Origin of the sequence: Escherichia sp. MOD1-EC5433, from assembly GCF_002966005.1 — a bacterium.
Classification (GTDB): domain Bacteria; phylum Pseudomonadota; class Gammaproteobacteria; order Enterobacterales; family Enterobacteriaceae; genus Escherichia; species Escherichia ruysiae.
On the sequence record NZ_PTRL01000002.1, the window covers coordinates 281657 to 295181 of the forward strand.

The 13525-nt window shown below is 51.4% G+C and carries 13 protein-coding genes; 8 read left to right on the top strand and 5 right to left on the bottom strand.

The annotated features are described in order from the left end of the window. The first annotated feature begins 18 nt into the window (after window positions 1-18). The 3 genes from C3D30_RS05825 to phrB all read left to right on the top strand — a co-directional run bounded on the left by C3D30_RS05825 (window position 19) and on the right by phrB (window position 2251). Window positions 19-225: a YbfA family protein gene (locus C3D30_RS05825; RefSeq protein ID WP_105286586.1), complete on the top strand. Its 207-nt coding sequence runs from the start codon at window positions 19-21 to the stop codon at window positions 223-225. A gap of 101 nt (window positions 226-326) precedes the next feature. Continuing rightward, window positions 327-836, top strand: a complete 510-nt coding sequence (locus C3D30_RS05830; protein ID WP_001075791.1) for a YbgA family protein — start codon at window positions 327-329, stop codon at window positions 834-836. Beyond that, the gene (gene phrB / locus C3D30_RS05835) at window positions 833-2251 is read left to right on the top strand and encodes a deoxyribodipyrimidine photo-lyase (RefSeq protein WP_105286587.1); all 1419 of its coding nucleotides are present in this window, start codon (window positions 833-835) and stop codon (window positions 2249-2251) included. The genes C3D30_RS05830 and phrB overlap by 4 nt, the downstream gene beginning before the upstream one ends. 129 nt (window positions 2252-2380) lie before the next feature. On the opposite strand, the gene dtpD is transcribed toward phrB, so the two are convergent. Then, window positions 2381-3862, bottom strand: a complete 1482-nt coding sequence (gene dtpD, locus C3D30_RS05840) for a dipeptide permease DtpD (protein WP_001032671.1) — start codon at window positions 3860-3862, stop codon at window positions 2381-2383. Window positions 3863-4132: 270 nt separating this feature from the next. On the opposite strand from dtpD, the gene ybgI reads away from it, so the two are divergent. The 5 genes from ybgI to nei are packed head-to-tail and all read left to right on the top strand — an operon-like array spanning window position 4133 to window position 8032. After that, window positions 4133-4876, top strand: coding sequence for a radiation resistance protein YbgI (gene ybgI / locus C3D30_RS05845; RefSeq protein ID WP_105286588.1), 744 nt, complete (start codon window positions 4133-4135; stop codon window positions 4874-4876). Window positions 4877-4898: 22 nt separating this feature from the next. Continuing rightward, window positions 4899-5555 (top strand): 5-oxoprolinase subunit PxpB, encoded by a 657-nt coding sequence (gene pxpB / locus C3D30_RS05850; RefSeq protein ID WP_105286589.1) that lies wholly within the window; start codon window positions 4899-4901, stop codon window positions 5553-5555. Continuing rightward, window positions 5549-6481: a 5-oxoprolinase subunit PxpC gene (gene pxpC, locus C3D30_RS05855; protein ID WP_105286590.1), complete on the top strand. Its 933-nt coding sequence runs from the start codon at window positions 5549-5551 to the stop codon at window positions 6479-6481. The genes pxpB and pxpC overlap by 7 nt, the downstream gene beginning before the upstream one ends. Then, window positions 6471-7205 (top strand): 5-oxoprolinase subunit PxpA, encoded by a 735-nt coding sequence (gene pxpA / locus C3D30_RS05860; protein WP_105284760.1) that lies wholly within the window; start codon window positions 6471-6473, stop codon window positions 7203-7205. The genes pxpC and pxpA overlap by 11 nt, the downstream gene beginning before the upstream one ends. 35 nt (window positions 7206-7240) lie before the next feature. After that, window positions 7241-8032: an endonuclease VIII gene (nei, locus tag C3D30_RS05865; protein WP_105286591.1), complete on the top strand. Its 792-nt coding sequence runs from the start codon at window positions 7241-7243 to the stop codon at window positions 8030-8032. On the opposite strand, the gene C3D30_RS05870 is transcribed toward nei, so the two are convergent. The 4 genes from C3D30_RS05870 to C3D30_RS05890 form a co-directional block, all read right to left on the bottom strand. Beyond that, complete coding sequence (locus C3D30_RS05870) at window positions 8029-9075, bottom strand: AbrB family transcriptional regulator (protein ID WP_105284762.1); 1047 nt, start codon at window positions 9073-9075, stop codon at window positions 8029-8031. The two genes, nei and C3D30_RS05870, sit on opposite strands and share 4 nt — an antisense overlap. A gap of 151 nt (window positions 9076-9226) precedes the next feature. Continuing rightward, window positions 9227-10288, bottom strand: coding sequence for a fimbrial protein (locus C3D30_RS05880; protein WP_105286592.1), 1062 nt, complete (start codon window positions 10286-10288; stop codon window positions 9227-9229). After that, the gene (locus tag C3D30_RS05885) at window positions 10285-11016 is read right to left on the bottom strand and encodes a fimbrial biogenesis chaperone (protein WP_000142795.1); all 732 of its coding nucleotides are present in this window, start codon (window positions 11014-11016) and stop codon (window positions 10285-10287) included. The genes C3D30_RS05880 and C3D30_RS05885 overlap by 4 nt, the downstream gene beginning before the upstream one ends. 14 nt (window positions 11017-11030) lie before the next feature. Then, on the bottom strand, window positions 11031-13490 hold the full coding sequence (locus C3D30_RS05890) for a fimbria/pilus outer membrane usher protein (protein ID WP_176257471.1): 2460 nt from the start codon (window positions 13488-13490) through the stop codon (window positions 11031-11033). Window positions 13491-13525: the final 35 nt, after the last annotated feature.

The window sequence follows — 13525 nt, forward strand, 5'->3', positions numbered from 1 at the left end:
AAAAGGGGGGAGAAAAGTATGGAACTCCACAGAGAATATCCTGCATGGCTTATCTTTTTACGCCGTACTTATGCGGTTGCAGCGGGCGTTCTGGCGCTGCCTTTCATGCTTTTCTGGAAAGACCGAGCCCGCTTTTACAGCTACCTACATCGCGTCTGGTCGAAAACCAGCGAGAAACCGGTGTGGATGGATCAGGCCGAAAAGGCGACCGGTGATTTTTATTGATTGCTAAGTTCTGAATACATTGAAAACCGCCAGCGGAAACGCTGGCGGTTTTTTTGTTTTCGCCGTCTACACTTACTCCTGTAAACCGTTCAGGAGCAGTAATGAATCAACAACTTTTTGATGAAAGCACCCTAATCCGTATCTCCGCGCTTCACGAGTTATACCGTCTTAAAGAGCGAGGCTTAACGCGCGGTATGCTCAACGATTATCACAGCCGCTATAAACTCGTATTTCTGGCGCATTCTCAGCCGGAGTACCGCAAACTTGGCCCGTTCGTGGCAGATATTCATCAGTGGCAAAATCTGGACGATTTTTACAATGAATACCGCCAGCGCGTAATCGTTTTGCTATCTCACCCCGCCAACCCGCGCGATCACACCAACGTTTTGATGCACGTTCAGGGGTATTTTCGTCCGCATCTTGATTCCACAGAACGTCAGCAACTGGCGGCGCTTATCGACAGTTATCGATGTGGCGAGCAACCGCTTCTTGCGCCGCTGATGCGTATCAAACACTATATGGCGCTTTATCCTAATGCCTGGCTTTCAGGGCAACGTTATTTCGAACTTTGGCCGCGTGTTATTAACTTGCGCCATGCAGGAGTTTTATGACCACCCATCTGGTCTGGTTTCGCCAGGATTTACGTCTGCACGATAATCTCGCGCTGGCTGCCGCCTGCCGCAATTCGTCTGCACGCGTGCTGGCGTTGTATATCGCTACACCACGCCAGTGGGCGGCGCATAGCATGTCGCCGCGTCAGGCTGAATTTATCAATGCTCAACTGAACGGGCTACAGATCGCGCTGGCAGAAAAAGGCATTCCTTTATTGTTCCGTGAAGTGGATGACTTTGCCGACAGCGTTGAAATGGTTAAACAGGTGTGCGTGGAAAACCGCGTTACCCATTTGTTTTATAACTATCAGTATGAAGTGAATGAGCGAGCGCGGGATGCTCTGGTTGAGAGAACGCTGTGTAACGTGGTGTGTGAAGGATTTGATGACAGCGTGATCCTGCCACCTGGCGCGGTGATGGCCGGCAATCACGAGATGTACAAAGTATTTACGCCATTTAAAAATGCCTGGCTGAAACGGCTGCGGGAAGGGATGCCGGAGTGCGTCGCTGCACCAACAGTCCGTAGTAGCGGAGCGATAGATCCCGCGCCATCCATTACGCTGAATTACCCTCGTCAGTCTTTCGATACTGCGCATTTCCCGGTGGAAGAAAAAGCGGCGATTGCGCAATTACGCCATTTTTGCCAGAACGGTGCCGGAGAGTATGAGCAACAGCGTGATTTTCCGGCAGTAGAAGGCACCAGCCGTTTGTCCGCAAGCCTCGCAACGGGAGGATTATCGCCTCGCCAGTGTTTGCATCGCCTGCTGGCGGAACAACCGCAGGCGCTGGACGGTGGAGCGGGTAGCGTCTGGCTTAATGAGTTGATATGGCGCGAGTTTTACCGGCACCTGATAACGTATTACCCCTCGCTGTGTAAACATCGTCCGTTTATTGCCTGGACCGACCGCGTGCAGTGGCAGCGCAATCCCACACATTTAAAGGCCTGGCAGGAAGGCAAAACCGGATACCCGATTGTCGATGCCGCCATGCGTCAGCTTAACAGCACTGGCTGGATGCATAACCGTCTGCGGATGATCACTGCCAGTTTTCTGGTGAAAGATTTGTTGATCGACTGGCGCGAAGGGGAGCGGTATTTCATGTCGCAGCTTATCGATGGTGATTTGGCAGCCAATAACGGCGGCTGGCAGTGGGCGGCTTCTACGGGTACTGATGCCGCGCCGTATTTTCGTATATTCAACCCGACAACCCAGGGCGAGAAATTTGACCGCGAGGGTGGGTTTATCCGTCAGTGGTTACCGGAGCTGCGCGATGTGCCGGGAAAATCGGTGCATGAGCCGTGGAAATGGGCACAGAAAGTGGGTGTAAAGCTGGATTATCCAGAGCCGATTGTCGATCACAAAGAAGCCAGATTACGAACGCTGGCAGCGTATGAGGCGGCGAGGAAAGGGAAATAACAGACGCGTCAGGCAATTGTGCCCAGATGCCGGATGCGAAGTGAACGCCGTATCCGGCCTACCTGATAGTGCAAATTTAATGAGCCATACAGACCTGATAAGACGCGTCAGCGTCGCATCAGGCGCTTATTAAGACTCCAGCGCCAGCGCGCGATTTCTGAACTTCAGCGTCTGGTACAGCCAAATCATCAGCACCAACCCCACACAAGCCAGTGCACCCCAGGTGATTTGATCAAACACTTCAATATACGCATTGATGGAGTAGTTGATCGCTCCGGAAGCATCAAACGAAGCTTGCGATGTCTGATCGGCAATAACGCCCGCCAGATAGTTAGCAATCGCGCCGGAAAGCAGCATATAAATGCCGGTTAATACGCCGGTCACGCCGGGGATTTCAATACGCGTAATTTGCGACATGGCTACCGGATCGATAAACAGTTCGGCAAAGCCCATCACTGCCAGCCCCAGAACCATCAGCGGCAGGGAAGAGTGTCCATACATCGCAGACCAGCGGGCGCTTAAGGTCAGAATGCAGAATCCGGCGCTCATCAGACCGAGGCCAAGAGCAAATTTTCCCCAAATGCGCACGGTACGATTACCCGCCACGCTCTCTTTCACGACCCAGGCAAGGAACACCCCGCACAGCATGACCGCGAAGGCATTAATCGACTGAAACATAGCGGTCGGAACGGTATAACCGAAAATATCGCGGTTAACGAAACGGTCGATATAAAGGCTAATCGAACTGCCGCCCTGTTGTGCGAAGGCCCAGAACAACATACTGAAGAAGGTAAGGGTAACAATCAGCCCCAGTTCTTTACGCTGTTTCTGGTTTTCTGCTTTGCGATAAATTTTTGCCAGCACCGCCAGTCCAATCACCGTGGCAACAACTAAGGCGTATACCGACCATTCTTTCCAGAACAATACAGTAATCAGCGCAGGTGTTGCGACCAGCAGAACCAGCAGCCATCCCCAGTTCGGCAGGAGAAAGTTTTTCGCACACAGCACCTCCTTATTAACGCCCCGGGTATGAGCGAAGTGACGATTGCCGCATAAGAAAATGACCAGCCCGGCGATCATCCCGACCGCAGCCAGGCCAAAGCCCATTGCCCAGCTGTATTCTTCCTGGGCGTAACCACAGGCGATTGGGGCGATAATAGAACCCACGTTACCTGCCGCATACATCAACGAGAAACCGCCATCACGACGCGGATCGGTTGGCTCATAGAGTTCGCCAAGCAGGCAACTGACGTTGGATTTAAACAGGCCATAGCCGCAGACGATAATCGCCAGCGATAAATAGAGGAATGTCGGATGGATCTCGCTGGCGCCCAACACCAGATGTCCGACCGCCATCAACAACGCTCCCAACATTACCGCCATACGGTTGCCGAGCACTTTATCGGCCAGGAAGCCGCCAAGAATTGGCGTGACATATACCAGTGAACAGTAGGCACTGAATAACGCGTAAGCGTGGGTATCGTTGTACTTCAGCTGATTGGTGAGATAGAGAATCAGCAGGGCGCGCATTCCGTAGAAGCTAAAATATTCCCAGATTTGTAGCGCGACAACGTAGTAGATAGCGCGCGGCTGTGATGCGTGTTTATTCATGATAATTCCACAGTTGGATGCGACGCCACGTAATAAAAGCGCGGTGTGCGTGTGTTTCCTTAAAGTTAAAACCTTGATACAGATCTGATTATTTATGCAATATGCTGTCTGTTTGCATAAATATACATGAACTGTAGTGTGATGAGATAAACAATTTGCGCCTTTTGGCCGCCTGTTTGTTTCTTAATATGTCAAAAGATTGGCTATCGACGAACAGGCGAGGTAACGCTATGTTAACGGTGTAGCTATCAGAATACGGAAGGCGCGAAGATGAAAAACACCGAACTGGAACAACTGATTAACGAGAAACTGAACAGCGCGGCGATAAGTGATTACGCGCCGAATGGTTTGCAGGTGGAAGGCAAAGAGACGGTGCAAAAAATTGTTACCGGTGTCACCGCCAGCCAGGCGCTGCTCGATGAAGCGGTGCGTCTGGGCGCGGATGCGGTCATTGTGCATCATGGCTACTTCTGGAAAGGCGAATCTCCGGTAATTCGCGGCATGAAGCGTAACCGTTTAAAAACCTTGCTGGCGAATGATATCAACCTGTATGGCTGGCATCTGCCGCTGGACGCGCATCCGGAGCTTGGCAATAACGCACAACTGGCGGCGTTACTGGGGATCACGGTCATGGGCGAAATTGAGCCGTTGGTGTCGTGGGGCGAACTGACCATGCCTGTGCCGGGGCTGGAACTGGCTTCCTGGATTGAAGCGCGTCTGGGACGCAAGCCGTTATGGTGTGGCGATACCGGACCTGAGGTGGTAAAACGCGTCGCCTGGTGCACGGGCGGCGGACAAAGTTTTATCGATAGCGCCGCGCGTTTTGGCGTGGATGCATTTATTACTGGTGAAGTTTCTGAACAGACCATTCATTCGGCGCGCGAGCAGGGATTGCATTTTTATGCTGCAGGTCACCATGCCACCGAACGCGGTGGTATTCGCGCGTTGAGCGAGTGGTTGAATGAAAATACCGATCTTGAAGTGACTTTTATTGATATTCCTAATCCGGCATAACGAATAATCAGAGGGATCGAAAGTGCAACGAGCGCGTTGTTATCTGATAGGTGAAACGGCGGTAGTGCTGGAACTGGAACCGCCGGTGACGCTGGCTAGCCAGAAACGGATTTGGCGTCTGGCGCAGCGTCTGGTTGATATGCCGAATGTGGTGGAAGCCATTCCTGGCATGAACAATATTACGGTGATTTTGCGTAATCCTGAGTCGCTGGCGCTGGATGCTATAGAGCGTTTGCAACGCTGGTGGGAGGAGAGTGAGGCGCTGGAACCGGATTCACGCCATATCGAAATCCCGGTGGTTTACGGTGGTGCTGGCGGGCCGGATTTAGCGGTGGTCGCGGCACATTGTGGGTTGAGTGAAAAACAGGTCGTTGAATTGCACTCCTCCGTGGAATACGTGGTCTGGTTTTTAGGTTTTCAACCGGGCTTCCCGTATCTCGGTAGTTTGCCGGAACAACTACACACGCCGCGACGCGCGGAACCGCGTTTGCTCGTTCCGGCAGGTTCTGTCGGGATCGGTGGGGCGCAGACTGGTGTTTATCCGCTGGCAACGCCGGGGGGGTGGCAATTAATAGGCCATACCTCGCTCAGTTTATTTGACCCGACGCGGGACGAACCCATCTTATTATGTCCGGGAGACAGCGTGCGCTTTGTGCCGCAGAGGGAGGGAGTATGTTGAAAATTATTCGTGCGGGGATGTATACCTCCGTGCAGGATGGTGGTCGTCACGGTTTTCGCCAGTCGGGTATCAGCCACTGCGGCGCACTGGATATGCCTGCGCTGCGTATTGCTAATCTGCTGGTGGGTAACGATGCCAACGCTCCCGCACTGGAAATCACGCTCGGTCAGTTAACGGTTGAATTTGAACGCGACGGCTGGTTTGCCCTGACTGGTGCAGGTTGCGAAGCGCGGCTGGATGATAATGCCGTCTGGACCGGCTGGCGATTGCCGATGAAAGCAGGCCAGCGTTTAACCCTTAAACGCCCGCAGCACGGGATGCGCAGTTATCTGGCGGTGGCGGGTGGTATTGATGTTCCGCCGGTAATGGGGTCATGCAGCACCGATCTCAAAGTGGGGATTGGCGGGCTGGAAGGCCGTTTACTGAAGGATGGTGACCGCCTCCCGATTGGTAAAGCGAAGCGTGATTTTATGGAAGCGCAGGGCGTTAAACAGCTGCTGTGGGGCAACCGCATTCGCGCCTTGCCGGGGCCGGAATATCATGAGTTCGATCGCGCCTCGCAGGATGCATTCTGGCGTTCGCCATGGCAGCTTAGCCCGCAAAGTAACCGCATGGGCTATCGCTTACAGGGGCAAATTTTAAAACGCACCACCGATCGCGAACTGTTATCTCACGGTTTGCTGCCGGGTGTGGTGCAGGTGCCGCATAACGGGCAGCCCATTGTGTTGATGAACGACGCACAGACCACCGGTGGTTATCCACGTATTGCCTGTATTATTGAAGCCGACATGTACCATCTGGCGCAAATCCCACTCGGACAGCCCATTCATTTTGTCCAGTGTTCGCTGGAAGAGGCACTGAAAGCGCGCCAGGATCAGCAACATTATTTCGAACAATTAGCGTGGCGGCTGCACAATGAAAATTGACCTGAACGCCGATCTGGGCGAAGGCTGCGCCAGCGACGCTGAACTGTTAACGCTGGTTTCCTCAGCCAATATTGCCTGTGGATTTCATGCAGGCGACGCGCAAACCATGCAGGCAAGCGTTCGTGAAGCAATAAAAAATGGTGTCGCAATTGGCGCTCACCCGAGCTTTCCCGACAGGGAAAACTTTGGACGTAGCGCCATGCAGCTGCCGCCGGAAACGGTTTACGCCCAGACGTTGTATCAAATTGGCGCGCTGGCAGTGATTGTCCGTGCAGAAGGTGGCGTGATGCGCCACGTCAAACCGCACGGCATGTTGTATAACCAGGCGGCGAAAGACGCACAACTGGCAGACGCTATCGCCAGAGCGGTTTACGCTTGCGATCCGGCATTGATTCTCGTTGGACTGGCGGGAAGCGAGCTGATCCGTGCAGGCAAGCGTAATGGCCTGACAACGCGCGAGGAAGTGTTTGCCGATCGCGGCTATCAGGCTGACGGCTCGCTGGTGCCGCGAAGCCAGTCAGGCGCGTTGATTGAAAACGAAGAACAGGCGCTGGCGCAAACGTTGGAGATGGTGCAACACGGCAGAGTCAAAAGTATCACCGGCGAATGGGCAACGGTCACGGCGCAAACGGTCTGTCTGCATGGCGACGGCGAGCACGCACTGGCGTTCGCCCGCCGACTACGCGCTACATTTACCCAAAAGGGGATTGTTGTCGCAGTATAATCCCGCTGAACAAAGAACGAAAAAAGGATATCACCATGCCTGAAGGCCCGGAGATCCGCCGCGCAGCGGATAACCTGGAGGCGGCGATCAAAGGCAAACCTCTAACTGATGTCTGGTTTGCCTTCCCGCAGTTAAAACCTTATCAATCACGACTTATCGGTCAACACGTTACCCATGTGGAAACGCGTGGTAAGGCGTTGTTAACTCATTTTTCCAACGACTTAACGCTCTATAGTCATAATCAGCTTTACGGCGTCTGGCGCGTGGTCGATACCGGCGAAGAGCCGCAGACCACGCGAGTATTGCGGGTAAAACTGCAAACGGCTGACAAAACCATTCTGCTTTATAGCACCTCGGATATTGAGATGTTGACGCCGGAACAACTGACCACACATCCGTTTTTACAACGCGTTGGCCCCGATGTGCTGGATCCGAATCTGACGCCGGAGGTAGTGAAAGAACGGTTATTGTCGCCGCGCTTTCGTAACCGGCAGTTTGCCGGATTACTGCTCGATCAGGTGTTTCTGGCAGGGCTTGGCAATTATTTGCGGGTGGAGATCCTCTGGCAGGTCGGATTGACCGGAAGTCATAAAGCGAAAGAGCTCAACGAGGCGCAACTGGATGCACTCGCGCACGCGCTACTGGATATTCCGCGTCTTTCTTACGCTACGCGGGGGCAGGTGGATGAGAATAAACATCATGGCGCGCTGTTTCGCTTTAAGGTTTTTCATCGTGATGGCGAACCGTGCGAACGCTGTGGCGGCATCATTGAGAAAACCACGCTGTCATCGCGCCCGTTTTACTGGTGCCCTGGCTGCCAGCATTAGGCAGAACGTTTCGGCGCATAGGTTGAAATAAACCGTGCAATGGCTGGCCCCGTCAGCAAAATACTGAACAAGCGCAGGGTTTGCATCGCCATAATGAGCGCCATATCGGCATTGCTCCCTGCGGCGATGACCGCCACCGTATCAAGTCCGCCAGGGCTGGTGGCGAGGTAGGCAGTCATAAAATCAATATGCATAAACCGGGTCAGCCCCCACGCCATACCCGCACAAATAGCCAGTAGAGCAAAAATCGACAGCAGGATTTGCGGTAGCGGGCGTAGTGCTCGCAGTAAGATTTGCTTATCGAAGCCCAGACCAATTCGCCAACCAATCGCCATATAAGCTATCGCCAGCAGCCATTCTGGTAACTCAATTGTGATGAACTCGCCAGACTGGAGTACCGCGCCCGCCAGCATCGGGATGAGCATCGTGCCGGAAGGAAGACGTAGCAGGCATCCCGCCGTACCGGCAACGACCGCGAGCAAAATCGTAAGCAGGATATTAATGCTGACTGGCGGGAACCAGACGATCTGTTGATTAACCGCTTCAGCGTTATCGCCCAGCATCATCCGCGTAACCAGAACTGCCGCACCTGCGACAAACAGTACTCGCAAATATTGCATAAACGCCACCAGACGGATATCTGCGCCGTAATCCTGCGCCATAGCGACCATTGCCGCTGCGCCGCCTGGAGAAGAACCCCAGGCGCCGGTATTACCCGGTAGCGAGCTATAGCGCACCAATAACCAGCCCACGATGGCGCTGGAAAGCAGCGTCACCAGTAAAATGGCTAACACAATTGGCCAGTTAACGGCCAGAGTAGTGAGGATCGAGCCAGTGAGGTTTTGCGCAATCATGCAGCCAAGAATGGCCTGCGCAGCAAGAAAAGCGGAGCGAGGGAGTTGCAGAGTCATTCCGCGCATACTGAAGATGATCCCGGCGATCATCGGCCCAAGTAATAGTGCCGCCGGGAGATGTACCGCGAGGAAACCAATAGAAAGGAGAAGTGATAACACACATAACATTCCCCACTGCAAGACTGGCATCCTTCGCTCCCTCATTATTTTCTCTTTGGTGTATCGATACAGCATAAAGAAAGCCGGGCCTGGAAAAAATAACGGTAATCAAGGAAAAGGGGAAAATAAGCAATTATCTGAAAGAGATGCCCTTTCTGGCTGCAAAGGGCATCATGGTAACTCAGTTATAGTTAATCTTAAAAAGCACTACTGTATCGAAGGGACCAGCCTCGATGGGGGTGCCTGGTATGGATGACAATTCGGCGGTAAAGTTTTTTTCATAAACTAACATGTCGCTGGTGAAATCGGCATATTCGCTGTATTTGTTGAAAGTATAGGGCGAGGCGTTTTCATCCAGTAAACGTAGTTTAAGGCCATTACCAATCAACAATGCTTTATCTTCTTCAACCAACGTTTCTTCGGTATAAAACGAGGAACTGACTTTAAATCCGTCGGTGCACTGGTCATTTTGTGATTTCGTCGTCTTAATACTAAAACTTTTCGACATCGTGTGACGGCGAATATCCAGTACGTTAAATTTACCAAAATCAATCACCTGTGTTTCAGGCGAAATAGAAAAGTTAACGCTGCAATCCAGTACACGGATGTTTTCCAGACCGGTAATATGATATTTCAGGTTTTGGGCGGAAGGATCTTCATTAACACTGCCAGCGCCATCAAATTGCACCACAATATAGTCGCTCAGCGTACTTTGATAATCATGCGGCGGCATTTCACGAACTTTAACATAGAGCCGCATACGCGCGAGAAATGTACGCGACATATGAATATTGCTGGGATCGCCGGAACAAATCTTATTTTGCCACCCCATGGCAATGATTTGCTCTGGTGTGTAGATATCAATTTTCTTGCTGTCGATACACTGGTTGGTGTCGATTCGACTTTTCCCGAGACTGGCATCGTAATCAACGCCGTTATATGTTACGCCAAGTTGATAATAGCGATCCTGCATTCCGGGGTAGGGGTTTACCCAGGCATAAACATGCTCGCTTTCAAAGTTGCCGTTAGTATTGTTATCACAATAGACGGGAATTTTAATATCGTCAGATTCCCAGATTTTATCGCCAGGTTTAGCATTGCCCGGCACAGCAAAGGGTTGAATAGCTTCTGATTTTTCTACAGATCCGCCAGATGTGCCAAAATAGCAGTTCAGCGCCAGCGCAGACTTCAACGGCAGAAATAACAGACAGATGATGAGCAACAATCCCTTGCCAGTACTCATTTCTTCGCCTCCACCGCCTGTAAACGACATTGTCCGTTACAGTTCAGAGTATTCATCCGTAATGCGCCGTAATCATCCATGTAACCCAGGTAAAAATGATTACCGTTATAGCTTCCAGTATTCGTTGTGACGGTGCTAAAAGGGGCAATCATCAGCGATTTAAAACCGGGGAGCACACCTTTATCATTTTGCCCAAGATAGGCAATCGTCAGGTAATAGGCGGTAGGGTTTTTCAGGGTAAGTTGGTTGCCCTGCTGGCTAACCTGTAACTGTAGCTCTACGTGTTCACCTGTTTTCTTGCGCAATGCCGCAGGTCGCCAGAACAACTTGATACGGCTTTGGATCGCGACCTGAAGTATCGCATGGTCGCTGCTTTTATCCGGTGCTGGCGGAATTTCGCGCATGTTATAGTAGAACAGCGTTTCACGATCGCCGGGTAACTGTGTGGTTGACGCTTGCTTTACAATCCGCACCTGCGATGTTGCTTTTGGTTCCAGGCGCTGTATTGGTGGCAGAGCGACCAGAAGATCGTCGCTTTTCTCCCCTTTATCATTTTCTATCCAGGAATAAGCAAGGTAAGGCAGTTTGTCACTCTGGTTTTCTATGCGCAGGCTGGTGGCTTTGTCGTTGGCGTTAAACACAACTCGTGTGCGATCGGGTTGCACGGCAGCGTGGCTACCCAGGCTGACGGCTAACAGAATCAGGGGCAATCCTTTAATAAATGTCATTCTCTTTTCCTTAATTAATGACAAGGTAAAATCAGGCGTTTGGTCGTATCTTCCAGACGTTCTGGCAGATGAATAATGCAACTTTGTTTGTCACCCCAGAGCACTGTAAATTGCTGGTTTTCAGCTACTCCACCAAGCCAGGCATGGCCTTCCTCGCTAACCATACCTACACTGATTCCGCTGCCATTCTGCTGAATATCGGCACCGAGAGGGGGATAGTGACCGCTGACGTCGCGAATAATAATGTTAACGTCTTTACCAGAACGGGAAGCCAGCGATTTGTAACCAATAGCGCCTTCAATCCACGTTTCTTTGATGACGTTTTCAGCAACAGTCACGCCGTCAGGTAAATCATTCATGTTGACTGCCACGGTGGAAGGTTGGTAACTGGAAATTAGCGGCACTACCGCAATACCAAAATGGTTGGTGTAGTCGAGGTTACCCTGAACCGGAATATTTGCCACGCCGTCGGTGCTGACCATCAGCCGTGGCTCGTTGGTTGAACTGCGGCGATGGAAGGCTGCGCCATATTGAGTGGCGGTAAAGGAACCACTCCAGCTACTGCTGACGGAGCTGTAATCATTGGCGGCATAAGTGCCAGACAAATCCCATTCACCGGCTGAACTCAGGTGTTGATAGTTGCCGCTCACCTGTGCGCCATTATCAGGGCGATCGGATTGTGCTCCGGCAGACATGCCCCAGCTATTACGTTCATCCAGCGTATCGTTCCACGACATGCGGTGTGTAGTGCTGTTACTACTGTTTTGCATGTCATAGCCGACTCGACCACCGTTACCGACAGGTAATGAAATCGACAGGTAAATCTGGTTGTCGCGATCTTTGTCTTCGTAGTGGGTTGTGTTGAATGACGTCGAAATTGATATATCTTTCCACTCACCGATATCAATATTAAAACCTGCCGTTATGTTGGCAGTCGTGGAGGTATTTGCGTTCCACCAGGTCTGATGTAACAGGTTGGCGTACAGGTTGAGGTTCAGAGGGGTTATCGGTTGGCCTACTGATAAGCTGATCGTCTGTTTTTCGTCTTGTGCATCGTTGTCGTTGTATTTGTGATCCAGATAGTTGGCGTAGCTGTGAAAATGACGATCGGAGAAGCGATAAGCAGCGAGTGAAATCGTACTATTTATGGCGTCCACTTGTTTGCTGTAATTGAAACGGTAGCTTAAGCCTCGCTCGTCCTGCTGGGTATCAAATTGGCTACTGGCCCAGGTGACATCAAATAACAATGCTCCCAGCCAGAGCATATTTTGCCCGATGCCTATTGCGCCAGAATGATAGTCATTTCCGGAGAGTAGCAAACCGCCATATAACGAGGTATTCGAGAGCATCCCCCAGGACATTTCATTGCTAAAAAAGGTTTCATTTTCAGTTTGATGAGACATTGAGGTTCGCGGCTGACCAACAGCAAGTTTATAGCGAACCTGACCCTGGCGCGTCAGGAAGGGCGTCGAGGCGGCCGAAACCTGAAAGTTGTTCACACGTCCATCGTCTTCCGTCACTTTGACATCCAGCGTACCCTGGACAGACTGATTGATGTCATCAATGATAAACGGGCCTGGCGAGACTTTTTTCTGGTAAATAACTCGCCCCGAATGACTTACGGTGACGGTGGCGTTGGTTTGCGCAATACCGCTGATTTGTGGGGCGTAACCGCGCAATTCCCAGGGCAACATCCGGTCATCGCTGGTCAGTGCCGCACCGGTATAAGAAAAACCGTCGAAAATATTGGAACTGAAATCAGTTTCGCCCAGGGTTAATTTCGAACCTAATTGTGGTAGTGGGCGAAAAAGATAAGTACGTGATATTCCGCCGCTCTGGTCATGGGCATTGTCGCTTTCGGAACGGCTCAACTGGTAATCGCTGCGTAAGCGCCATGCCCCCATGTTAATACCGGTAGTACCATAAGCGTTCAGGTTGGTGTTGCTGCTACTGCCTTGTGGACGGTAGTTGCTGGCAAACAGGTTGTAATCCATCAGAAAGCCGGCTACACCTTCTTTCCATGTTGATGGCGGCATCCAGTTTTCTGAGTGCCATGCCAGCCACGCTTGCGGAATGGTGATATTGAGTTGCTGATTGGTTTGATCGAAATTGAAGCGTATTTCTGGATGCGAGCTAAAATCAACACACTGATTTCTCTGTATTAATGATTGACGGAAGTCTGGTTTTAAACCGAATTTATCCACCAGTGATTCATCAATGCACGGAATGGTTTTATCACCGCTTTTTTGCCAGCTAATTTTTTGCCCGTTACTGATTTGGTTATTATTAACGGCAATGCTAACAAAATATTCACCGGGGGCAATCACCCCTTTGTCTTTTAATAATGAAATATCAATGCTATCACGCATCGATTTGTCGAGGACGCTCAGGTTAAATTCGACCGCCAGCGCGGACGGCATTACCATCGTCAGGCAGGAAATAAAAGAGAGTCGATAAATATTCACGGTGTCCATACCTGATAAATATTTGCAGAAAGGCGGCTACGTCG